The organism is Cupriavidus sp. KK10 (assembly GCF_018223725.1).
Lineage (GTDB): Bacteria > Pseudomonadota > Gammaproteobacteria > Burkholderiales > Burkholderiaceae > Cupriavidus > Cupriavidus necator.
Map to the genome: position 1 here is coordinate 1,299,004 of NZ_CP073678.1, position 22,021 is coordinate 1,321,024.

The window sequence follows — 22,021 nt, forward strand, 5'->3', positions numbered from 1 at the left end:
TCAGTCGAGAGGCCTGAAACGGAAGGTGGCCAATTCCTGCGCGTCGAGCTGGCCGATCAGCCCCGTTTCCCAAGCCAGGTATTGGCGGGCTGCGGCCTTGTTGCCGTCGTGGCGGTCGTGCACGAAGAACAGGTAGTCGATGCACCGCGCATCGGGGAGGGTCTCGGCGCCCCGGCTCACGGCATGGCCGGCATCCCGCCATGCGCCGAAGCCGCCGTGCAGCCGGCGTACATCGCGATAGCCGAGCGTGTGCAGGTCAGCGAAGGCCAGGTCAGCGGGATCATCGCCGTCGGCATCGCCGATCAGCACCAGCGTGGTGTCGTGCGGCACGCCGCGCAGGTCTTGTGCCAATCGCGCACGCGTAGACCAGTGGCTGCCGGCGATTCGGCCGGCGCGGTACGTCATGCTGCCGCGCAGGTCCAGCGCTAGCATCGATTGCGTGGCCATTCCGGCGGCCAACTGCGCGACATTGATGGTGGCCGGCGCGGCCACCCGATATGCGGGTCCGTGCGCAGCCTTGACTCCGGCCACGAGTCCTGCCTGCAATCCGCCATCGAGTACCACGGCGTCATGGCCCATCTGGCGCAGCCAGCTGGCCACTACGATGGCGCGCACCCCTTCGGCATCGAACAGCACCAGCCTAGCGCGGCGCACGCCGACATATTGATCGGTAGCCTGCATAAGCTGGCCGCCAGGGGTGTGTTGCGCGCCGGGCAGCGTCTGTGTGGCGTATTCCTCGGGGGTGCGCACGTCGCACAGGAATGTGGTGCGCGACCTGTCGGCCAGCCATGCAATGGCCTGCGCGGCGGCGATGCGCGGCACATCGAAGCGGGCGGCCAGCGCCTGCGCGGCGTTGCGCGCGGCATCGAGTTCGCGTGGCGACGCGTTCTCCGGATAGCGTGCGGTACCGCCGTGTTCGAGCGTGAAATCGTTCAGGTACCAGCCTTGCGTACCGTTTTCGAGCGCATAGACCGGGTTGCTCACGCCAAAATTGATCAGCGATTGCGCACCGATGATGCTGCGCGTACGGCCCGCACAGTTGATCACGATCGGCGTGGTGCTGTCGGGCACCAGGTCACGCAGGCGATAGGCGAGTTCGCCGTTGGGACAGCAGATCGCGCCCGGGATATTCATCTTGCGGAATTCGCCGGTCGGGCGGCCATCGAGCACCACCGGTGCATTGGCACCGGCCTGCATGGCTGCCAGTTCCTGCGCGGTGACGCGTGGGGTGCGGTAGTGGTGCTCAGCCAGTTCGCCGAAGGTCTTCGACGGCACGTTGACGCCGGCAAACAGCGCGTAGCCGGCGGCCTGCCAGGCCGGGACGCCGCCATCGAGGACAAACAGGTTCGTATAGCCAAGGCGTGCCAGCGCGGCGGCTGCGGCCTGCGCCACGCCGTCGCCGTCATCGGCCAGCACCATGCGCGCATCGGTACGAGGTGCCAGGCGGCCGATGTCGAGTTCGAGCCGGCTGTAGGGCAGCGGCACGGCATAGAACGGATGGCCCTCGCCATACTGGCCGTGTTCGCGCACATCGAACAGGGCGATCTCGTCGGCATCGTGCAGCCAGCCCTTCAGGGTGACGGCGTCGACAGCGGTATAGGAAGCTTGGCTCATGAAATTTTGGGCAAAGGGTGGCCGCCCTCTCCGCGGAGAGGAAATTCGTCGGGTCGGATCTCAGGAGTGGGCGGCCTGACGGTATGGCTCAGGCCCCCGTTCAGGCTTTCTTTTAGCGGCGGGTCTGTACGCCCACGTTCATGATCTGGCAGCGGCCGGTCTCGAGGTCGAACGTCAGCCGTTCGGTCAGCGTTTCCAGCGCCCGACCATACATATGCAGATGGCGGATGACGTCTTCCCCTTGGATTTCCACGGAATGGATATCGTCAGGCAGCAGCGCGATGCCACAGCGCGGGCCGACTTCCACGGTATGCGAATATTCGAGCGTGCCCACACCGGCCTGGCTGCCATCGTCGGTGCGGGTGTAGACATCGTTGAATTCGATGCCGCTGACACCGGCCACGCAGGCCCAGGTGGTGTGGTTGTGCGGCGGGATGCGCTTGCCCGGACGCATTACGTTCAGGTACAGCGCATAGGTCTGGTCAGGATCCTCGGTGATCAGGTAACGCGCCTGGCGTTCACCGGGCTCGGGCGGCGGGAAGTCGGTCTCGCCCCACAGTTCGGTGCGGGCGGCCAGTTCTTCCACATGGGACAGGACATCGGCCAAGCTGGCGCGCGTGACGGCGCGTTTATCTACGATATTCTTAATGGATTCGATGGTCTCTCCGACGGCTGCCTGGCGCTGTTGTGTGATGGACATGATGCAATCGATCCTTGTAATCTCTGTTTTTGAGGGGTAGAACGCTGTTTCGTGTTTCACTGTAATGAACATCAGCCCTGAAAACCACTTAATGCGCGACGAAAACCCATTAGCAGGACTAATGAATGCGTAACCTCGATCTGGACCTGCTTCGCACACTGGTGGCCATTGCCGACAATGAAACCTTTGGCGCCGCCGCCGAAGCCGTGCAACGCACGCAATCGGCCGTCACCCAGCAGATGCAACGGTTGGAAGAACAGCTTGGGCTGACGCTGTTCGAGCGCCAGGGCCGTGGCAAGCAGATGACGCGGCATGGCAAGAAGCTGCTGGAATACGCGCGGCAGCTGCTGACCATCAACGACGAGACGCTCCGAATGCTGCGCGAGGGAGACCTGACCGGCTCGCTGCGCATTGGCGCGCCGCACGATGTGGCGGATACCATCCTTCCGGTGCTGCTGTCGCATATTGCTCGGTCGTCGCCGGCGCTGCGGCTGGAGATCCATGTCGGCAGAAGCCCATTCCTGATGGAATCGCTGCGGCGCGGCGAAATTGACCTGACCGTTTCCACGCGCGAGGACAATACACTCGAAGGCATTGTGCTGCGCACCACGCCTACGATCTGGGTGTGTTCGGCGGATTTTGTCTATGAGCACGGCACGCCGGTACCGCTGATCCTGGCCGATGAGCCGAGCCTGTTCCGCAAGCTGTCGCTCGAGGCGTTGACGCATGCTGGTGTACCCTGGCGTATCGCTTATCTGGCACCAAGCCTGATCGGCATCAAGGCGGCGCTGCGCGGTGGATTGGGCATTACGGCGCGCAGCATCGACCTGCTGACGGCGGACATGCGTATCCTGGGCGAGAACGATGGCTTGCCGCGGTTGCCCGATGTCACCTACTACCTTTGGGCGCGTCCCAATGCGGTCAATCCTGTTGCACGGCATGTCTTCTCAATGCTCAAAACCGCCCTGCAGCGCGGGCTGGTCAGCGCGTGACGGCTACCCGCGATTTCGGCGTTCTGAGAACAGGGAAACCTGAATCGTAGGCCGCGTAGCAGGCGCTGCAAACTAAGAAGATCGCGTATCAATATTTGCCGCGGAATGATGGCTTCGCTGCATACCACGGCTTCAGGTCCGTCAGTCGGGCAATTCGTCGCGGAAAATGCTGAGCGGCTGCGCCTGATACGGCTGCCCGGATACTGTCCCGAGCTGAACCCCGATGAGTTGCTCAATCAGGATGTGAAAACCAACGCGATGGGCAAGGGCCGGCCGACCAGCAAGACGGAAATGATCGATAGCGTGCGTCGCGATCTGCATCGCCTGCAGAAGCATCCTCATGTCATCCGTAACCTTTTTCAGGAAAAGCATGTTTGCTACGCAGCCTGATTTGCGCACTATTTAGTGCACGGGTCAGTACGTGTTTGCGCAACTCACCCGACGCATTGGCCTCGCTTCTGGCCCGTGCTATGCCGCAATCAGACTTGGTTGACACGTTGGGCGCCACCGCCAGCGCATCAAGTCTCGACCTGTGACGATCCCCGAGGAGTCCAATGAGTTGTCGGATCTGTTGAAGTCCGAAAAACGGTAGTTCTCATCGATATCCGCGATGCGGCACCGGAGCAGCTAAAGCAGCGGCAATACATGAATGACCGGTATATCGGCCTCCAACAAATAATGACTGCACCGAGATTTGGCGACGAGGCCTCATGAGCCTCCGCATTAAGCTGGGCCGGCAACGTTGTATGCGCATGCGCTGGGCGGACTCGGTATGAGGCTACCCCAGGGGTGGCTGAAGCGCCTCCGATGAGGAGGTGAAAGCCGCCGTTGACTACATGCTGGCGGCAGCCAAGTAGCACGACGCATCATCCGCAGCGACGGAGCCAACCGCAGGCGAGCCAGTTGGTTAGCCAATCCGACTGCCTATGCAATCTTGCTCCGCCGACCGACCGCATGACGACAGCGCGCAAAGAGCGGCGGCGTGTTGAGGTTCTGTGATGCCGCATGGGCAACAGTGGCGACACTTGAAGGAGGGAACCCTCAATCACGGCTTGGGCATGTCACCACGATGATGCCGCTGGCCCTCGACGGCATCCGGTCCGTGGTCGGCGAGTTGTGCGTCGAACCAGTTGTGCAATGCCGCAACGGACTTGGCATCTGATGTTCGGTAGTCGAGTTCGGCGCCGTCGGCGACCTCCCGGTACTCAATGGCAATTTGCCCCGGTTTTGCTAAACGAAGCTCGGTCAGGCCAGGCATGTCATTGCCGTGAATGTATGATGGACTGGAAAAGTCGCCTTCGATGAACTGGCTTCTTATCTCTTGCAGATGCTCCCTAATCAGCGTGGTCTGCTCTTTGTCGCCAGCATGTTTGGCTATAACGCGCTGCGTTCCACCCACAGCAGTCTTGGTAAATATATGGGTTGTAGCCTTGAGGTTGAACGGCATGACGTTTTTGCCTCGCTCGGCGATTTCGACTTGGCGCTGGACATCGGCAGCGTTGGCAAGCGGCGGGACGGTCGAGGCAGCAACTGCCAGAGCGACACAAGTAAAGGTCTTTTTCATTTGCGAGGTACCTGTCGGGTAGAAAGCGGGACTGCGCTCAGCCAGGCAATGCAGCTAGTACACATGCGGCGCAGAGAAAAAGCCATTCGATAATAACCAGGTCGGGCTACGCGTCGGCCGTGAATTCCTCGAAGGCTTTCAATGCGTGTGTGGCATACATCATGGACGGTCCGCCCCCCATGTACACGGCTGTTCCCAGCACTTCCTCCAATTCGGCTCGCGCGGTTCCCAGCTTGACAAGCGCTTGGACGTGAAAGCCAATGCAGTCGTCGCAACGGCAAGCGACGGCAATAACCAATGCCACCAACTCCCTCGTCTTCTTGCTTAGCGCACCTTCTTTGGTACCGGCCGCAGCCAGTTGGGAGAAGGCTGTCATCAAGTCAGGTTGGGTCTCACGCAAGCGGCGCATTTGCGCAGACACATTTTTGACTACGGTCTTGAATTCCGGAATGCCACTCATGAAGCCTCCATCGTCTAGGAAATGCGCACGGCGATTGAACCATCGTTCAACATCATTGACGCGAGCAGCCCCTCGGCTGCTCAACTGGTTGACATCGAACTACTTTGCGCCAGCCTTCGGTGTCGAGCATGTCTTCACACCCAGAATGCTGTAGGCAGGACAGATGCGCACTATGCCGGTAAGAAGTGGCAGGACGCCAATCCAGCCCCAGGCGCCAATGCCTCCGGTCGCGGCCAGACCAATCAGGACCAACCCGATAACAATCCGGAGGATTCGGTCAATGGTTCCAACATTTGCTTGCATTGCAGGCTCCTTGTCAATAACAAGACGGTGTGGACGAAAAGCGGAATGGACTTGCTGCTCTGCACATCCAGCTTTTGAAGCGAGAGCTACTGAAATAGTCTTGCCTCTTGCTGGACGTCGGTTCTTGATATAGCGCAAGCTAGTGCGGAACGCCGACACCGGCCGTGCCTCGACTGAAGCTAGCGTGCATCCTTCGGGCGGTCCCCCTTGGGCCAGTCTTTCACCCATGCAGCGTAATCGGGCCTCGGCTTCTGCGTGAAGTCAGCGGCGACGTCAACCGCGTCCTGGGCTGACAGCGTTCCGCCCTGCCCAAGCGGCATGTTGTGCTTCACGAACGCGGCCGCCGTGTACAGGCGCGCCATGCCAGCGCCCACATTGAACGAGTCCTTGCCCCAGACCGGAGGGAACACATAGCCGCCTTGCGGATTCTTAGTACCCTGGCCTTCGCCACCGTGGCAGGACGCACATTGCGCGGTGTAGATGGCCTGGCCATGGGTCGGGTCTGGCTTCTGAGGCGTGTCAATTTTTTCGCCTCTTTTGAATTTCAAGTGGGGTGTGCCAAGAACGCGGGTGTCTGATGATCGATACCTGCGGTGCTTTACCAAAGATGAAGGAAGGTCCTTCGGAGTCGGCTTGCAGGAGCGGGCTCCAAACCGCCACGAGCTGCGTGGGTAAAGAGCCTGCGTGGTGAGCGTCGCTGGAAAAGGCAGGGATGAACTCTGTCAGGTAGGGATCGAAGAGACGAACGAAAGTGAACCGCTGATGACGTGTCGAAAATTTCACCAGAAGATGTCGAAACCGGGGAGCCCACTTGCTCCGGGACAAGGTTGGGCGGCGCCTGCTGACGGCCCAATCGGCATCCGGCATAAAGGCGGCGTGACTTCGATTCAGGCTTTGGTAAGGAACTTGGGAACCTGTCGTCCCGATGCGAAGGGAGAAATCCAAGCGGAAGGACTCCGCAAGGGTGAGAGTACCGATGCGGGGCACAGGGGCGGAGACGTTCGTAGTAGGGTTGAAGGCTCTGTAATGGGGTCGGACCGAAGGGGCGTCATCGTCCGGCTTTATGCTGCGGGCAACCCGCAAGGGGAGGACCTGCATGGATAAAGCGAAAGCGTTTTGTATTTCCAAACGTGAGGTGTGGGAAGCGTATCAGCAGGTGAAGGCCAACCGCGGGGCGGCGGGCGTGGATGGACAGTCGATGAAGGAATTCGAGGCGGATTTGAAGAACAATCTGTATCGGATCTGGAATCGGATGTCCTCTGGCAGCTACATGCCACCACCGGTCTTGCGGGTTGATATACCAAAGGACGGGGGTGCGGGAACGAGGCCGTTGGGGATACCCACGATCTCGGACCGCGTCGCTCAGACGGTGGTCAAGCGATATCTGGAGCCGCTCGTGGAACCTGTGTTTCACCGCGACTCGTACGGGTATCGTCCCGGACGATCGGCGCATCAGGCGCTCAACGTGGCTCGGCAGCGATGCTGGGAGTACGCGTGGGTGGTCGACCTCGACATCAAGAATTTCTTCGGTAGTATCGACTGGGATTTGATGATGCGAGCGGTGCGTCGCCACACGGACTGCGCGTGGGTGCTGCTGTATATCGAGCGCTGGCTCAAGGCACCCGTGCAAATGCCTGACGGGACCGTGGTGCACCCGGACGAGGGCACGCCGCAAGGCGGTGTCAGTACGCCGCCTACAATGTTGCATATTTTCCAGTCCCTCGTCTGAGTCGTTCGAATTTTCGCTGCTTGAAGCCGGCGGCTGCGGATCGACGCGGAACACAACTACGATTTCATCCTTGTGGATCTCGACACGTTTGACTAGACCCAGAACGATCTTGCGTTTCGTTTCAAGGTCAATCGTATCCAGCCTCTCGGTGACCGCGGTTGCAAATTCCTCAAGCCGGTTGATGACCAGAAACAGCTCGCTTTGCACTGCTCCGTGGCGCCGTGATTCCAGGATCTGCTGTTCAATCTGCACAAGCCGGTTCTTCAACTGCTGCATCTTCGGCTCGAAGTCGGCCTTGTCGATGATGCCGTCCGCGTAGCTGTCAATCAGTCGTGACTTGCCTTTTTCAAGCTGAAGCCGCTGCTTGTCCAGGCTGGTGGTGTCGAAGCCGTTCTTTTCATTTCGCTCCAACACGTCCAGTCGACGTTCGTATTCTCCCCTCAGTCGATCTGGTTGCCTGAGCAACTCCACAACTTGCTGCCATACAAGATCGTCGAGCTTGTCGGTTCGTACCTGCAGATTGTCACAGATGCGTTCGCCGCCGAAACGATAGGCGTCGGTTCCTACGCAGCGGTAATAGGCGTAATCCCGCTGATGTCCTTTGGCTGCGGCTTTGCTAACTTTTTTCGCGTAATAGGCGTAACGGCACTGTCCGCATACAGTCAGCCCCTGCAGCAGGCGCAGCGGCGCATTATCCCGTCTCTGACGTGCACGCTTGCGGTTCTCGGCAAGCTGCTCCTGGACCGTATGAAACAGCGCTTCACTGATGATGGCCGGCACCGGAATTTCGATCCATTGCTGCGGATCCGCGCGTATCGTCGAATACGGTTTCCTGGGCACATCAGCGCTGTGGCGTTGGGCACGTACGCGTACATGCAGATGATCGCGCACCTGCGTTTTGCCGAACGCGGCCCGTCCCATGTAAGCCGGATTGCGCAATATGCCCCACACCACGCTACGATCCCAGAACGGCTTACCCGAAGCCGTCTCGGTACCGGCCTCGGCAAGCCGGCGTACCACTTCTCCGATGCTCAGGCGCTCCAGACCCACCCATTGGAACATCGCTTTTACCGTTGCGGCTTGGGGCAGTTCGATGACGTAGTGGGCCGGCGTCCCGTCGAGCTGCCTGCGGATATAGCGATAGCCGTAAGGCGCCCCAGATAGCACATTGACGTTGCCACGTTTGGCACCGTGAAGCTTGCCACGGCGGTTGCGCTCAGCGATCTTGGCCCGCTCGTATTCCGCAATCATGCCCTGCATCTGCAAGAGCAGTGACTCTTCCGGCGTCGTGCCAATTGCGTGGTTGAGGAACATCACCTGTACGCCGCACGCGGACAACTCTTCCATCAGCAGCGCCTGATGCGCGTACTTGCGTGCCAGCCGGTCTGGCGACAGGATGTACAGCCGATCGATCGTCCCAAGTGCGGCGGCGTCCCGCAGGCGCTCAAGTTGCGGCCTAACCAGCGTTGCACCGCTCACCCCGGCATCAATGAAGCACAGGTCCTCCACAATCTGCGCACCGTCCGCCTGAATCCGCTCCTTCAATGCTGCGATCTGGCTGTCAATCGTTCCGCGTTTGCTTTGTTGCTCAGACGACACGCGCGCGTAAAGCGCGACCATGGCAGCGTTGTTCATCGCTTCCCTCGCTTCATAGCCCGTTGTGCCGCCACTTCGGGCTCGGCATCCGATGGCCTCGCAGTGCTGCGCGCGTCCACTGGACTGAGCCGTTCGTAGGCCTTCTGCAATTGTTCGCCGGAATATCGGTTCGGCTCAAAAGCGAGACGCACTCGCCAGTGCTTGCGTCGTCCCCGTGTCATCGATGCGACTCCCAGTCAGTGGGAGCAACGGCCTCAAGCACGAGAACCGCATCAATGGCAAGACATTCTCTGGACCATGGCGCCAGGCACTCCCTTGATATGCGAAGGCCACATCTTACCCGCGAGTTTGCTATGTTGTTGCCGGGGTTGTCAGTCCAGTGCTGGCTAACCTGTTTCTCCACTATGCGTTCGACCGATGGATGCAAAAGTACCATCCGGACGTGCCATTCGAACGTTACGCTGACGACGCCATCTGTCACTGCGAGAGCGAGGCGCAAGCCCTACTGCTCAGACAGGAATTGGAGCGGCGACTGGCGGAATGCAAGCTGGCGCTGCATCCTGAGAAAACCAAAATCGTGTACTGCAAGCAGGCAAACCGGCCTGTGGACTATCCAATCTACCAGTTCGACTTTCTGGGTCATACGTTCAGACCGCGAAGTGTCATGAACCGGATGGGCAAGCTGTGCGTCGGTTTCACCCCGGCCGTCAGCAACAAAGCCGCCCGAGCGATGCGTCAGGGCATGCGTCGCAAGGGTCTGTTGCGCCGATACGACTTGGGGCTGGATGACTTGGCGGATCGCACCCGCCCGATTCTGCGGGGTTGGATTGAGTATTACGGACGGTTCACGCGCTCGGCACTGGTGCAGGTGCTGCGATGGGTCGATATGGCGCTGATGCGTTGGGCTCAGCGGAAGTACAAGTCTCTGTCTAGACGTCCGGCGCGAGCATGGGCGTGGCTGTCGGGCGTCAAATGCCGGCAGCCTGGGCTGTTTGCCCACTGGCGCCTGGAGGCGGCGCTTGGACGATAGGAGCCGGATGAATCGCGAGATTCACGTCCGGATCTGTGAGAGCGCGGGGGTGCGACTCCCACGCGCTACTCGACTTATGCGGCATGCGGGTTGATCGCGGAGAAGTCGAGCTTTCCGGCGATCAGGAAGATAACGGTGCGCATGGTTTTGAAGCTCACATAACCGCGAGCCTTACGCTTGGCGGCTTGGAACAGGCCGTTGAGCGCCTCCAGGAAGCCATTGGTCTGGCGCGTCTGGGTCCATGCAACGATGCCGTCGAAATGCTTGCGGATCATGCGCGCGACCTCCTTCATTGGCTCGACCTTGGATCGCATGACGTTTGTGCACCACTGCTCGAGCATGGCGGAAACCACGTTGATCTGCTTGCGCTCAAGGATGTCGCGCAACTGCTCGCGATACAGCCAGGCACGGGCCGTGCGTTTGGTCGTGACGTTGGCGATCAACGCATCGAGATCGGCACGCTGTGCGGCTGGCAAGCCGTCGCGATCCTTGAGCAGCGTCCAGCGCAGGCCTTTGAGGCTTGGATCTGTCTTCTGTTCGATACGCCGGGTCTTGTCCACCGCTGCCGAAGCGTGAGCCACGACATGGAACTTGTCGAAGGTGATGCGCGCGTTGGGCAAATGCTCGCCGACGCCCTTGATGAACGCCGGCGACATGTCGATACTGACCGCCCCGATCTGCTCAGGCGCAGCGTTGTGCTCGCGCAGATGTTCAGCGAACTTGCCAACCGTGGCAGCATCCTTGCCTTCGGTCACAAACACGACCTTACGCGCGTCGGCATCAGCGACAAGCGTCAGGTAGTTGTGACCGCGCCTGTAGGACGTTTCGTCAACGGCGGCAGCGGTCATGTCGGCCAGATCGAGTTCGGCCACCGCGAGGTCGACATAGCGCTCGCAGATAGCGTACACGCGATGCCACGACTCACCCACCGTTCTGGCTACAGCAGAAAACGGCATCTGCTGGGCAAGCGCCACCACCATGGCTTCAAACAGCAACGTGAAGCCAGAGAGCTTGCCAGCCCAGTCCGGCTCGACCAACGCCACGCGGCCGTCGGGAAGCTTCACGCGTGGCGTGCGGACTTCCAGATAGCAGTCGTGCTCGAAGAAGTTCAGGTGCCGATAGCGTTTGGTCACTGTGTCGTGAACCGGGTGCCCACCGGCGACCTCCGGGTGGGAAAAGCGGCTGCCGGCGACAAAGTCAATCTGGATCGTCAACGTCCTGGTTTGCGCGTTGAAGTCGACTTCCCGGACGAACCACGGATCGCTTACGCCAAGGGCTGCTTCAAACAGTTTGCTATGCATCGCTCGTGTTGCTCTTTACCTGAAACCCGCCACGATACCACCCACTTGAAATTCAAAAGAGGCAGAATATATTTCGCCGGGTTGGCGAGGAGAGCCTGCTCACAGTGTGGGGAGCAGAACCAATATCGCTTCTGGTCGACTTCCGTGCTGGCAGCGGCCTCCTGTGGGGAAATCTCCATGCCACAAACTGGGTCACGCACGAGCTGCTGGGGTGCGGCTGGGCCCGCGGCGGCCGTTGGAACTGCCTGGGCGTCGGTAATGCCGTAATTCCTCCCATTAGGGGTGGTGGACTTGGTCGGCATTCCATCCTCTCCTTGGGGCGATTAGGAGGATCTGCAGCGCATAAATTACATTTTCATTCTGGGCGACCAGTCGATTTGCTTCTTGATTTCAATCAAGCGTTCATGGGAGATCAGGGACGCAGTGGGGTGCCGGTTCGGGAATGAATGTCGAACGCCACACGAAGCACGTGTTTGAAGGCTGCAGAAGCCGCTGGGACAGCTGATGCCGGAGCCGAGGTTGCTGTGCTCCCCGTATTGCGGGCCTAGAAGACCGCTACCGTGCCATGGATCAGCTCATTGACCAAGGCAGGGAACTCCGCCAGCTGTTGCCTCGCGAGTTCACGAACTTGCTGCGCCTGGGCGCTCGAGAGGCCGCGCTCGGCCACGACAACAATGGCAAACAGTTGGGGCTGGTCGATGGGGCGTCCAATTCCGGAGAGAAGCCGGACGATGACTTCATCCGCACCATCCACGCTTGCTTGAATATGAGTGGCTAACCGGTGGGCAAGCACGTTGTAGAGCTTGCCGACATGTGACGCCGGGTTCTTGCCCGCTGCCGCCTCCAGCGACATTGGCCGATAGGGGGTGATCAGGCCATTGACACGGTTTCCGCGACCGACCTGGCCGTCATCACCGTGCTCAGCGCTCAAGCCAGTGACCGTCAGGTAGATCCCACTTTCGTCGCAGGCATCCCGGCTATCGAGGGTATTGATTGCAATCTCGCACTCAGTGCCGATGCGCTCGGCCAGATACGACCCAATTCGCCCCTTGAGGATGAAGTACTCGTCGACGCCGTGTACGCGTCGGTCGACAAACGCCAGTGCAAGAGTCAGACGGTGATGCTCACCCAGCCGACACCCCATCACCTTGTAATCGAGGCCCGCCGCCTCAAACACTCCCCTGTCGGCACGTGAGCGTAGAAGGTCGGCAACCAACAGCACCGCTCTTTCAAGCGATGAGGGTGGCGCATAGCCGACGCCAAAGGATGTGTCATTGGACAGTGGAAGAGACGCTGCGTTGGTCACCCGCCGGAGGTTCGGGGCTGAGGGCCGGAGGATTGGCTCGATGCGGATGTCATTGCCAATACTGCCCAAGGACGTTGCCAGGTACTCGCGAATGGCCTGCTCGACAACTAGCTCGGCCTTGGCCGATGGAAGTTCGGTAATAGGGCCGGACACTAACAACCGCGTTGGGCGCAGCACTTTGCCACCGCCGAACTTTGGCGTGCTTATGCCGCCGATGAGTAGGGCCTTGTCCAGATTGAAGTGCTGGATTGCTCCATAGGCTTCGAGGTAGGCGTGACACAAGGCGCGTGCCGCAGCTTCGACAGCTCCATCGCATAGGCTATCGGGATGTCCGATGCCCTTGTGCTCGCACATTTCCGTCTGCTCGCCTCGCCACGACGGCCAACGCGAGATAGAAATCGCAATGTTCTCCATGATAGACATCTCGAACCCCTTTCACGCCGTCGCCCTGTAGTCATTCTATGTAGCGGCGCTGGGTCAAGTCGCGAACCATTCGGTTCCCGACTGGGCCAACAAGCGTTGTTGAGGCAAATCAAGCAAACGGCCTTTCGCGCTGCCTAGCATAAATGCTGAAAACTGGATTTTCGATTGCGGGCTAGTCGCGACAGGGCTACTGGGGCATTATTAGGCTCATGTGGTCCGGCGTTTGAAGATTGCCAAAGGATGGAGGGTGTCTCGTGCACAAGCTATGGGTGGCACTTGCGGCAATGCTCGCAATTGGTCTGACGGGCTGTGGATACAACGCGATCCAGACCCAGGACGAGCAGGTCAAGGCAGGCTGGTCGGAAGTGGTGAACCAGTACCAACGCCGTGCTGACTTGGTCCCTAACCTGGTCAACACCGTGAAGGGTTACGCCAGCCATGAGCGTGAAGTCCTGACGCAGGTGACCGAGGCGCGGGCGCGTGTCGGCGCAATCCAGGTCACACCTGAGCTGCTCAACAACCCGCAGGCCTTTGCCCAATTTCAGGCGGCACAGCAGGCGCTCTCCGGCTCCCTATCGAGGCTGCTGGCGGTTTCCGAGAATTACCCCCAGCTGAAGGCCGATGCGGGATTCAGAGACCTGCAGTCTCAGCTTGAGGGCACGGAGAATCGGATAACCGTAGCGCGAAACCGGTATATCCAATCAGTTCAGGCCTATAACGTCACCGTGCGGTCGTTTCCCTCAAACCTGACGGCAATGGTCTTCGGTTACAAGGAGAAGCCCAACCTCACCGTCGCTAGCGAAGCGACAATTGCCAAGCCGCCGCTGGTGGACTTCGGTGCCGCGCCGGCAAGCGCGCCTGGGGGTGCCAAGTGAAATGGCTGTCGGCCGCAAGAGGCTTGTTTCTTGTCTTCTTGGTGTTCGCGTCTCTGGGCGCCGCAGCCGACGTTGCCGTTCCCTCCCTGACGGCACGCGTGACGGACCTGACCGCCACGCTTACGAGCGCGCAACAGGCGGCCCTAGAGCAAGAACTGCAAGCATTCGAAGAGCAGAAAGGGAGCCAGGTCGCCGTTCTCATGGTGCCAACTACGCAACCCGAAGCGATTGAGCAGTATTCAATTCGCGTCGTCGAGAAATGGAAACTGGGGCGAAGAGGGACGGATGACGGGGCGCTGCTCATCATTGCAAAGGACGACCGAACGGTCAGAATCGAAGTTGGCTATGGCCTTGAGGGCGTTCTCACGGATGCTATGAGCAAGCGCATCATCAGCGACGACATCGTTCCCCGATTCAAGCAGGGTGATTTCTATGGCGGCGTGACAGCCGGTGTGGAACGCATCATGGGTGTTATCAGCGGGGAGGCGTTGCCGACACCACGGCGTGAAGGAGGTGAGCGCGACCCAGTGCGGCAACTCATGCCGGTGATCCTTGTGCTCACGGTTGTATTAGGCGGACTGCTGCGGTCCTTCTTGGGGCGAGGCCCGGGGGCGGTGGCCGCCGGCGGTGCGGTCGGATTCATCGGTTGGCTCTTGTCTGGCGCCCTTGCAGTCGGGCTTATGGCTGGCGCTATCGCGCTGTTCTTTACGCTGTTCGGCGGCTCACACATTGGCTGGAGAGGTATTGGCGGTCGGGGCGGCTTCGGTGGCCGGTCCGGACGGGGTGGATTCGGGGGGGGCGGTGGTGGTTTTGGCGGCGGTGGGGCTTCGGGTAAATGGTGATGGAAAACGTCAAACGCATCGTGAGACATCTGTTGATGACGCACTGGCGGGTCGGGCGTTCCTTCCCAGAGGATGTATTGAGGGAAGTCGAACAAGCCATTGCGAAGAGCGAATCCAGCCATTTCGGACAACTCTGCTTTGTTGTGGAGGGTGCGCTGAGTTTGGCGAGCCTATTCGCGGGGCAATCGGCGCGTGACCGTGCTGTCGAGGTCTTCTCTCAGATGCGTGTCTGGGATACGGAACACAACAATGGCGTCCTGATTTACCTGTTGCTGGCAGACCGGAGCGTCGAGATTGTTGCCGACCGTGGCATCCATGCGAAGGTCGGCGCCAGCGACTGGGACGCAATCTGTAGGGAAATGGAAGCCACCTTCCGACGCGGTGAGTATCAGCACGGTCTCATCGATGGCATCCTGGCCATCAGCCAGCACTTGCGACAGCATTTCCCTGTGCGAGACAGCGGCAAGAATGAATTGAGCAACAAGCCAGTTGTTCTGTGATTCTGGCGCCTGCCCAATAGGGGAGGTCGGTCTCTTAGCGAAACGCAGCGGACTTGACCTCGACTGCATTCTCTCTGAAGCCATGGGTCAGGCAGTTGCGCTAACTATTGGCCTCCTGATTGGTCTGGAGCGTGGTTAGCATGAACGCAAATTTCCGGAAAGGGGGCGCGTCGCCAGCTTGGCTGTCCATGGCCAGATATGTGGCAATGCGGCTCACGGAGTCACGGCAGGGGACTCTGTTGACCGGCTTGCCGGGTGGCATTGCGTCTTAGACGGCCGCGACACTAATGCTGGCTCGTTTTACGAGGCATGCGCCGACGTAGTGCCGTCATGATGGTCTCACTCTCGAAGTGACGAAGGCAGCAGGAACTGCGCTGCCATCCTCCCGCTCGATGGGAGGCCGGTCGCCAACGCCCGGGTCATATCTGACCGCCTGCGCTGCGCGCGCGAGCGCGCCATCAGCACCGGCGCACCCGATCACCGCGGATTCGCCGTGTCCACCAAGAACGTAGGCGTGAATCGCAGGCGCTACGACGCGCAGCCGCTCGGAGAGAAGCGATCGGGTCGCCGCGTGTCGACTGGTCCGGCGCGACGGTCTCCGGCATGCCACTCGAAATGTTCCTGGCCAGGTCCAGAGGTATGTCTGTCGCTGCCGATGGTGGTCAATGGCAGCGGGGCGCAGTTACTGGCCTATCCGGAACCTAACCCCACCTAGCGCGAAGCCTTGCGGCGGAGTACGCGCATCGTCAAAGAGGCAACCGACGGCGTGCTCCTCGACCAATAGGGACATTGCACACGCTCTCAACGCCGCAGGCAGGAGGCTCATCATGGCAATCTCACCCGCAAAGGTTTCAACGCCTACGACCGGGGATCTTGCCGTTGTTCCATGGCACGCGATTGCCAGCGGGGGAATACAGCGTTTCCATGGTGATCTCCTTTCTTACGAAAGGAGATTCGAGTTTGCGCTCTTCTGGACGGTCGCTGTCCGAGCCTCTTATGCCAGTCGGCCCCGCGCATCCCCAACGGCAGCTTCCAAGGCGAAACCGACATTTCAGCAGTCATGTCGGCTGGCAGGGTCTCGGCTGTTTCACCCGTTCTTCACCGCATCAAGGTCTCATTGCCCACAAGCACGATTTTCCCAGCCACGCCTTTCTCGCCGAGCAACTCGTGTGCAAGTCTTGCCTCGACAAGAGGAAGTTTCCGGGCAATTAGCGGCTTGATCTTTTTCTGTTGAAGAAGGTCCAACAGGGCAATCAAGTCCTGTCGAAACAATGCCGGTTTCAGCCGCTTGAGCCACTGGATGCTGTAGGGGACCACCCGCTTCCGGCCCGGGAGAAGCCAGCTGCCAGCAATGTACAAACCGAAAATTGCGAGTCGCTGAAAGCGATTACGGCGACCTGGACGACCTGATGCTAAGCGCCCCCCACGTAGCGAGGCAGTAAGGCCATAGGCTACTACCCTCCCACCAAGACGGAGAGCGTCGCGGGAACGCCAGATGTGGGTACCGCCGATGCCGTCGAAGACCACGTCCACGCCCTTACCCGTGAGGCGACGAATCTCACTGACGAAATCGAGCTTTTGGTAATCAATTGGAATACCGCCTAAGCCCGAAACTGCGATCGCATCTTGCGATGAACAGGTACCGTACATCTCCAGCCCTACGAGGCTTCCAAGCTGCATTAGTGCTGAGCCGACCCCGCCTGCCGCACCGTGAATCAACACGCGCTGGCCCGGCTTGACTATGGCGCAGCGATGCAACATCTGGTACGCGGTGACGTAGTTCAGTACAAGGCTGACAGCCTCGGCCGCGTCCAACCCTGAGGGCACAGGAACCAGTTCACGCTGGGCTAGACAGACAAACTCAGCGTACGCGCCGTTGATCGGCAGGGCTGCAACGAGCTGGCCTGGTTCAACCCCAGATACGTCACAGCCGAGCTTATCCACTAAGCCAACGAGATCCCACCCCGGCGTGAACGGGAGCGGCGGCGTTTCCGGATGAAAGCCCTCACGCATCATCAGGTCTGGCTGACCCACGCCTGCTGCCAGCACCCTCACCCGTACTTCGCCGGCCTTGGGTTCGGGGCGCTCTTCCTCCACCACCTGTAGTGCATCAGGCCCGCCGTAATGTGTGACTATGATGCGCGTGTGCTTCATGGCGTCTGAGAATACTGCCTCCTACCAAAACAACGTCGAAGATTGCCGGCCTCTATGTCGTGATTAACTCGGTTAGCAAGAGCCTTGAGCCTGCCCCAGCGGTATCCTTGTGTGCCGCCTGCACATTCCGCCGATGGGATCAATGCAGAAGTATCACTGCGCCGGCTTGTCGCTACGTGCCTTGAGGTTAGCCCGCAATGGCTCGCTCATTGGCATATTGAGGTTCACGCCGGTGGGTGGGATCGGCGATTCAAACCATCTCTTATAGAGTCGTGTAAATTCTCCCGATCTTATCAGTCGCGTTATGGTTCCATCCACCAGCTTCTTGAACTCCGCGTCGTCCTTACGAACCATACAGGCATACGGTTCCACCTGAAGCGTATCACCCACAATCACAAGCGAAGATGGGTTCCTCGAATTGGCGCGCAAGCCGAACAGCAGAACGTCATCCAAGACCAGTGCGGACGCACGCTCGCTTTCAACGAGCTGCAGGGCGTCTGCATAGTCTTTGCCGGAGACTATCTTGATATCGATTTTGTTATCGGCGCTGTACTTTCTCACTACCTTCTCGTTCGTGCTGCCAGCTGTGCTTGCTACCGTCTTCCTCCCTAGGTCAGGGTAGCCCTTGATGCCAGAATCGCGCTTGGTCAGCAGGCGAGTTCCTGCGTAGAAAAAATTGATCGAGAATGCCACCTCCTTGCCGCGTGCGCTGGTATTGGTGGTCGAGCCACACTCCAAATCGTAGGTACCATTGACAAGCAGAGGAATACGATTCTGCCCGGTCACCGGGATGTATTCAACTTTGAGGAGGGGCTTCTTCAGCCGACTACGCACATCGTCAATGATGGCCTCCGTCAGGTCGACGGAGAACCCTACGGCTTTATGCGGGCTGAGCACATAACTGAAGGGAACCGCCGCCTCGCGATAAGCGACCGTGATCCTATCTGTCGCAGCGACCTTTTCTAGCGTCTGGGCGTAGATATCTTCCGCAGTGACCGGTAGAGCAGAGGCGATCAGGGTAGCGGCGATGGTGGAAATCGTTTTCATTTTTATTCTCCATGGAAGCGTAGAACAACCCATGCGCCGACACCAACGTATGACTATACAATCGCGGCGGGCTACGGACTTCTGACCTAAGGCAATGCTGATTAAGTCCTCCGCTTCATGAGGAAGAGCGTTATGTGAGGGATCAAGAGCGCAAAGAGAAGAACATGAAGCAGATGACGTTGGCAGCGGGTGCAGATCAAGGGGCTGGATTCGAGCAATACCGTAAGCCGACGCGACGTGAGGCATTTCTGGCGACGATGGAGACGATCGTGCCGTGGGCGGCGTTGTGCGCGGTGATCGAGCCGTACTATCCGAAGGCCGGCAACGGCCGGCCGCCCATTGGCCTGGAGCGGATGCTGCGCATCCACTTTTTGCAGCACTGGTTCAACCTGGCGGATCTGGCCTGCCCCCGGCGTCAGGATAGATGTCACGTCACCTGATTCTTAGAGACGAAGACCGGGGGCGGTAAAATCAGGGGTAAATGAAAGCCTACTCAGCAGAAAGAAAGGAAGCGCTGGTTCGTCGCATGATGCCGCCAGAAAACGCGCTGGTTTCAGCGTTGGCCAGGGAAACGGGGATTACCGAGCAGACGTTGTACACGTGGCGCCGACAGGCGAAAGGAAAGGGGCTGGTCGTGCCGGGCGATGGGAAGAATCCCGAAGGATGGTCTTCGGAAGACAAGTTTGCGGTGGTGCTGGAAACCGCCCCGTTCAATGCCGCGGAGCTGGCCGAGTACTGCCGGCGAAAGGGTCTTTATCCCGAACAGATCGCCGCCTGGCGGGCCGCATGTCTGACAGCCAATGCGAACGCTGCGGAGCAGGCGCGCGAGCAGCGGCATCAGTCGAAAGACGACAGGAAACGCATCCAGCAGCTCGAGAAGGAATTACAGCGCAAGGAGAAAGCGCTGGCGGAAGCGGCTGCGCTGCTGATTCTGAGAAAAAAAGCCCAGGCGATTTGGGGAAACAAAGAGGACGATTGATCAACGTCCCGGATCGCCTGTTATGTGTATCGTTGATTCGCGAGGCGGCGCAGTCCGGCTGTCGGTTGGAGAAGGCTTGCAAAGAGCTGGGCGTGAGCCTGCGCACGTTCCAGCGCTGGGTGGCTGACGGCGACGCAGTGCCGGCCGATCGCCGCACGACGACCGTGCGGCCGGCGCCGGGCAACAAACTGAGCGACACCGAACGGCAACAGATTCTTGAGGTTGCCAACAGTGAGGAGTTTGCCAGCCTGCCGCCCAGCCAGATCGTGCCGGGTCTGGCGGACCGCGGCGTGTACCTCGCGTCGGAGTCGAGCTTTTACCGTGTGCTGCGCAGCGTTTCGCAGCAGCACCACCGGGGTCGTGCGCGCCAACCCTCGGCTCGGGTGGTGACCAGTCATTGTGCGACGGCGCCGAACCAGGTCTGGTCGTGGGACATCACGTGGCTGCCGTCGGCGGTCAAGGGACGGTATTACTACTGGTACATGATGCTGGACGTGTTCAGCCGCAAGATTGTCGGTCACGAAGTGCATGAGGCGGAATCGGCGGAACTGGCCGCGCTGCTGATGCGGCGTGCCAGTCTGGCCGAGAGCCTGGCGGGACGTCCGCTGGTGCTGCACTCGGATAACGGCAGCCCGATGAAAGGCGCGACGATGCTCGCCACCCTGGAAAACCTGGGGGTGGTGGCGTCGTTCAGCCGGCCGCGCGTGAGCAACGACAACCCGTACGCCGAGTCGCTGTTCCGCACTTGCAAGTACCGGCCTGACTACCCACGCAGGCCCTTTGGCAGTGTCGATGAGGCCCGTGCCTGGACGAAGAAGTTCGTGCGTTGGTACAACCACGAGCACAAGCACAGCGGCCTGAAATTCGTCACGCCGGCGCAGCGTCATAACGGTGTAGCCGCTGCTGTGCTCGCGCAGCGCAAGGGCGTGTACGCAGAGGCCAAGGCGCGCAATCCGCAGCGTTGGTCTCGATCGACGCGCAATTGGGAGCTGGAGAACGAAGTCTGGCTCAATCCGGAGCGGATGCAGCCGCAAGAACTAAAGCAGTCCGCATGAAGTGACGCGTCAACTATCTTGACAACCGCCGCCTGCGAAGAGGCGCTGTATGACAGCGCCAGCCTGCGCCGCTTCGTTGGGATTGACCTGGGTCGTGAACCTGTGCCGGATGCCACCACGCTGCTGAAGTTTCGCCGCCTGTTGGAAAAGCACCAGCTTGCGGAGCGGCTATTCGCTGAGGTAGGCCGGATCCTGCAAGCCAGCGGCGTGAAACTGAAAACCGGCACCATTGTGGATGCCACGATCATCGGTGCCCCCAGTTCGACGAAGAACGAAAAGAAGGCGCGCGACCCCGAGATGCATCAGACCCGGAAAGGACAACAGTGGTTCTTTGGGATGAAGCTGCACATCGGCGTGGACAGCCAGAGTGGGTTGGCCCATTCGGCAGTCGTGACGCCGGCCAATGTCCACGACAAGCATGCGCTACCCCAGTTACTGCATGGGCAGGAACAGCGCGTCTATGGTGATAGTGCCTACGCCAGTCAGCAGGAGCTGATCGCATCGAAAGCTCCCCACGCCAAGGACTTCACCAATCAGCGTACCCGCAAGAACGGCCAGATTGACGAGGTGCAACGCGGGAAGAACCGAAACAAATCGAAGATCCGTGCCCGGGTCGAACATGTCTTTGCCGTGGTCAAGCGCCTGTGGGGTTTCACCAAAGTCCGCTACCGCGGCCTGAAAAAGAATGCCGGCCGGGCCTTCACGGCCCTGGCGCTGGCCAATCTTTACCTGAGCCGAGGACATCTGATGGGAGCAGTCCGCCCATAAAGGGCGAGTGCGGGGCGAGCGCCTCGCCAACACACCCCGTTGGGGGGCGCAGCAAGCCAAAATCTCGTCATCAGAGCCATTCTTCAAAGCGAATAGGCTCCGCGTCGAACCGCTCCACAAAAAATCAGCAGCTTATTCAGCGTAGCCCTAAATTTAGGCGCCATCTCGATAGCACGGTTGACCTAGGTCAACGGCGCGCGGATCAGGCCAAGATCTCGCTCCACCTGATTGCTCACTCCCTGATCTCCCTTGTGCCGCGACGGAAAGGTCGTCGAGGAAATATGCGAGGCGTTTAAACTACGAGCAATTGTCCAAAGGCTTATTTCTCAATGGCGCAGGCCGACACGTGTGACTGCCGGCTGGAACCAAAGAAGGTGCACTGACAAAGACGACGCGGTGATGGTTGGCGTTAGGTATTGCCGCCGCATTCTGCCTCTGGGGTCTTATTCGGCACTTTGATGTGAGGCGGTTCCTCGCCTACCCACTCGAGATCAACGAAACACCAAGTACAAGAGGTAATGGTTCGCGTGACAGACCTTGCCGCCGCGCGCCGCCCCGACGGGCCGGAACGTTCCTGGCGTATTGCTGGCGTCGCGCCGCCCGGTAGCTTGCCTTGCGCCAGCACGACGAACCCTTGGCCCGGCAAATCCGTCGGGAAAAGGGTCTATTGTCTACTCGGACTACCGGAGCTCCCCATGCGCATCTCGAGATCTGTGCCAAGCGATATGACATCATGGGCATACCGGCACTGCAGCCAGGTCCACTGGGGGTGTACGCGTTGCG

General features: G+C 59.8%; 19 protein-coding genes and 3 pseudogenes. 10 read left to right on the forward strand and 12 right to left on the reverse strand.

Annotated features, from left to right (window positions below; all coding sequences use genetic code 11):
* Together KB879_RS37460 and KB879_RS37465 are read right to left on the reverse strand one after the other, a co-directional pair.
* Entirely contained in the window at positions 1–1,614 is a 1,614-nt protein-coding gene (locus KB879_RS37460) for a rhodanese-like domain-containing protein (protein ID WP_153956686.1), read from the reverse strand.
* A 112-nt stretch (positions 1,615–1,726) separates the two neighbouring features.
* Positions 1,727–2,314, reverse strand: a complete 588-nt coding sequence (locus KB879_RS37465; RefSeq protein WP_153956687.1) for a hypothetical protein — start codon at positions 2,312–2,314, stop codon at positions 1,727–1,729.
* A 125-nt stretch (positions 2,315–2,439) separates the two neighbouring features.
* Between KB879_RS37465 and KB879_RS37470 the strand changes: the two genes are divergently transcribed.
* A complete protein-coding gene (locus KB879_RS37470; RefSeq protein ID WP_013958670.1) occupies positions 2,440–3,306 on the forward strand; it encodes a LysR substrate-binding domain-containing protein in 867 nt (288 codons plus the stop codon).
* A 108-nt stretch (positions 3,307–3,414) separates the two neighbouring features.
* Positions 3,415–3,696 (forward strand): transposase, encoded by a 282-nt coding sequence (locus KB879_RS40665; RefSeq protein WP_249221548.1) that lies wholly within the window; start codon positions 3,415–3,417, stop codon positions 3,694–3,696.
* Positions 3,697–4,351: 655 nt separating this feature from the next.
* Here the strand turns inward: KB879_RS40665 and KB879_RS37480 are convergent.
* From KB879_RS37480 to KB879_RS37495, 4 genes are all read right to left on the reverse strand, one after another.
* Positions 4,352–4,870, reverse strand: a complete 519-nt coding sequence (locus tag KB879_RS37480) for an aspartate carbamoyltransferase (protein WP_211982923.1) — start codon at positions 4,868–4,870, stop codon at positions 4,352–4,354.
* Between the two features lie 106 nt (positions 4,871–4,976).
* The gene (locus KB879_RS37485; RefSeq protein ID WP_211982925.1) at positions 4,977–5,330 is read right to left on the reverse strand and encodes a carboxymuconolactone decarboxylase family protein; all 354 of its coding nucleotides are present in this window, start codon (positions 5,328–5,330) and stop codon (positions 4,977–4,979) included.
* Positions 5,331–5,429: 99 nt separating this feature from the next.
* Positions 5,430–5,633 carry a DUF2892 domain-containing protein gene (locus tag KB879_RS37490; RefSeq protein ID WP_153956691.1) on the reverse strand — a complete coding sequence of 68 codons (204 nt, stop codon included), beginning with the start codon at positions 5,631–5,633 and terminating at the stop codon, positions 5,430–5,432.
* Between the two features lie 179 nt (positions 5,634–5,812).
* Positions 5,813–6,181, reverse strand: a complete 369-nt coding sequence (locus tag KB879_RS37495) for a c-type cytochrome (protein WP_211982927.1) — start codon at positions 6,179–6,181, stop codon at positions 5,813–5,815.
* Between the two features lie 722 nt (positions 6,182–6,903).
* Between KB879_RS37495 and KB879_RS37500 the strand changes: the two genes are divergently transcribed.
* Entirely contained in the window at positions 6,904–7,362 is a 459-nt protein-coding gene (locus tag KB879_RS37500; RefSeq protein WP_249221549.1) for a reverse transcriptase domain-containing protein, read from the forward strand.
* Between the two features lie 531 nt (positions 7,363–7,893).
* Here the strand turns inward: KB879_RS37500 and KB879_RS39965 are convergent.
* A pseudogene (locus KB879_RS39965) lies at positions 7,894–8,997 on the reverse strand (recombinase family protein); the annotation flags it as partial.
* 382 nt (positions 8,998–9,379) lie between these two features.
* Here KB879_RS39965 and KB879_RS37510 point away from each other — a divergent pair.
* Positions 9,380–9,988 (forward strand): group II intron maturase-specific domain-containing protein, encoded by a 609-nt coding sequence (locus tag KB879_RS37510; protein ID WP_249221410.1) that lies wholly within the window; start codon positions 9,380–9,382, stop codon positions 9,986–9,988.
* A gap of 74 nt (positions 9,989–10,062) precedes the next feature.
* Here the strand turns inward: KB879_RS37510 and KB879_RS37515 are convergent, their stop codons facing one another.
* The 3 genes from KB879_RS37515 to KB879_RS37525 form a co-directional block, all read right to left on the reverse strand.
* Positions 10,063–11,289, reverse strand: a complete 1,227-nt coding sequence (locus KB879_RS37515; protein ID WP_211982931.1) for an ISL3 family transposase — start codon at positions 11,287–11,289, stop codon at positions 10,063–10,065.
* Positions 11,253–11,591: a YHS domain-containing protein gene (locus KB879_RS37520; protein ID WP_249221411.1), complete on the reverse strand. Its 339-nt coding sequence runs from the start codon at positions 11,589–11,591 to the stop codon at positions 11,253–11,255. The genes KB879_RS37515 and KB879_RS37520 overlap by 37 nt, the downstream gene beginning before the upstream one ends.
* Positions 11,592–11,833: 242 nt before the next feature.
* The gene (locus KB879_RS37525) at positions 11,834–13,018 is read right to left on the reverse strand and encodes a methionine adenosyltransferase (RefSeq protein WP_153954447.1); all 1,185 of its coding nucleotides are present in this window, start codon (positions 13,016–13,018) and stop codon (positions 11,834–11,836) included.
* Between the two features lie 284 nt (positions 13,019–13,302).
* On the opposite strand from KB879_RS37525, the gene KB879_RS37530 reads away from it, so the two are divergent.
* From KB879_RS37530 to KB879_RS37540, 3 genes are read left to right on the forward strand one after another with little or no spacing between them, the layout of a single operon-like run.
* The gene (locus KB879_RS37530) at positions 13,303–13,893 is read left to right on the forward strand and encodes a LemA family protein (protein WP_153954530.1); all 591 of its coding nucleotides are present in this window, start codon (positions 13,303–13,305) and stop codon (positions 13,891–13,893) included.
* A complete protein-coding gene (locus KB879_RS37535) occupies positions 13,890–14,735 on the forward strand; it encodes a YgcG family protein (protein WP_211982933.1) in 846 nt (281 codons plus the stop codon). Before KB879_RS37530 ends, KB879_RS37535 begins: the two co-directional genes overlap by 4 nt.
* On the forward strand, positions 14,729–15,235 hold the full coding sequence (locus KB879_RS37540; protein WP_148271725.1) for a TPM domain-containing protein: 507 nt from the start codon (positions 14,729–14,731) through the stop codon (positions 15,233–15,235). The genes KB879_RS37535 and KB879_RS37540 overlap by 7 nt, the downstream gene beginning before the upstream one ends.
* A gap of 1,098 nt (positions 15,236–16,333) precedes the next feature.
* On the opposite strand, the gene KB879_RS37545 is transcribed toward KB879_RS37540, so the two are convergent.
* Together KB879_RS37545 and KB879_RS37550 are read right to left on the reverse strand one after the other, a co-directional pair.
* Complete coding sequence (locus KB879_RS37545) at positions 16,334–17,389, reverse strand: medium chain dehydrogenase/reductase family protein (RefSeq protein ID WP_153954449.1); 1,056 nt, start codon at positions 17,387–17,389, stop codon at positions 16,334–16,336.
* Between the two features lie 153 nt (positions 17,390–17,542).
* A complete protein-coding gene (locus tag KB879_RS37550) occupies positions 17,543–18,436 on the reverse strand; it encodes a transporter substrate-binding domain-containing protein (protein ID WP_153954450.1) in 894 nt (297 codons plus the stop codon).
* A 164-nt stretch (positions 18,437–18,600) separates the two neighbouring features.
* On the opposite strand from KB879_RS37550, the pseudogene KB879_RS37555 reads away from it, so the two are divergent.
* The 3 genes and pseudogenes from KB879_RS37555 to KB879_RS37565 all read left to right on the forward strand — a co-directional run.
* Positions 18,601–18,840: pseudogene (locus KB879_RS37555) on the forward strand (transposase); the annotation flags it as partial.
* 77 nt (positions 18,841–18,917) lie between these two features.
* Positions 18,918–20,470 (forward strand): IS3 family transposase gene (locus tag KB879_RS37560; protein ID WP_249221202.1). Its coding sequence is split into 2 segments (ribosomal slippage): positions 18,918–19,380 and positions 19,380–20,470, totalling 1,554 coding nucleotides; the frame shifts between segments, so codons are not numbered across the junction.
* A gap of 18 nt (positions 20,471–20,488) precedes the next feature.
* A pseudogene (locus tag KB879_RS37565) lies at positions 20,489–21,238 on the forward strand (IS5 family transposase); the annotation flags it as partial.
* Between the last annotated feature and the right edge of the window lie 783 nt (positions 21,239–22,021).

Bases quoted from the DNA above. Each gene is read 5' to 3' on its own strand.
- KB879_RS37490 (WP_153956691.1), bottom strand. From the start codon at position 5,633: ATGCAAGCAAATGTTGGAACCATTGACCGAATCCTCCGGATTGTTATC.
- KB879_RS40665 (WP_249221548.1), top strand. From the start codon at position 3,415: ATGGCTTCGCTGCATACCACGGCTTCAGGTCCGTCAGTCGGGCAATTC.
- KB879_RS37470 (WP_013958670.1), top strand. From the start codon at position 2,440: ATGCGTAACCTCGATCTGGACCTGCTTCGCACACTGGTGGCCATTGCC.
- KB879_RS37530 (WP_153954530.1), top strand. From the start codon at position 13,303: ATGCTCGCAATTGGTCTGACGGGCTGTGGATACAACGCGATCCAGACC.
- KB879_RS37465 (WP_153956687.1), bottom strand. From the start codon at position 2,314: ATGTCCATCACACAACAGCGCCAGGCAGCCGTCGGAGAGACCATCGAA.
- KB879_RS37540 (WP_148271725.1), top strand. From the start codon at position 14,729: ATGGTGATGGAAAACGTCAAACGCATCGTGAGACATCTGTTGATGACG.
- KB879_RS37520 (WP_249221411.1), bottom strand. From the start codon at position 11,591: ATGCCGACCAAGTCCACCACCCCTAATGGGAGGAATTACGGCATTACC.
- KB879_RS37510 (WP_249221410.1), top strand. From the start codon at position 9,380: ATGCAAAAGTACCATCCGGACGTGCCATTCGAACGTTACGCTGACGAC.
- KB879_RS37460 (WP_153956686.1), bottom strand. From the start codon at position 1,614: ATGAGCCAAGCTTCCTATACCGCTGTCGACGCCGTCACCCTGAAGGGC.
- KB879_RS37515 (WP_211982931.1), bottom strand. From the start codon at position 11,289: ATGCATAGCAAACTGTTTGAAGCAGCCCTTGGCGTAAGCGATCCGTGG.
- KB879_RS37545 (WP_153954449.1), bottom strand. From the start codon at position 17,389: ATGAAGCACACGCGCATCATAGTCACACATTACGGCGGGCCTGATGCA.
- KB879_RS37500 (WP_249221549.1), top strand. From the start codon at position 6,904: ATGCCACCACCGGTCTTGCGGGTTGATATACCAAAGGACGGGGGTGCG.
- KB879_RS37525 (WP_153954447.1), bottom strand. From the start codon at position 13,018: ATGTCTATCATGGAGAACATTGCGATTTCTATCTCGCGTTGGCCGTCG.
- KB879_RS37485 (WP_211982925.1), bottom strand. From the start codon at position 5,330: ATGAGTGGCATTCCGGAATTCAAGACCGTAGTCAAAAATGTGTCTGCG.
- KB879_RS37550 (WP_153954450.1), bottom strand. From the start codon at position 18,436: ATGAAAACGATTTCCACCATCGCCGCTACCCTGATCGCCTCTGCTCTA.
- KB879_RS37480 (WP_211982923.1), bottom strand. From the start codon at position 4,870: ATGAAAAAGACCTTTACTTGTGTCGCTCTGGCAGTTGCTGCCTCGACC.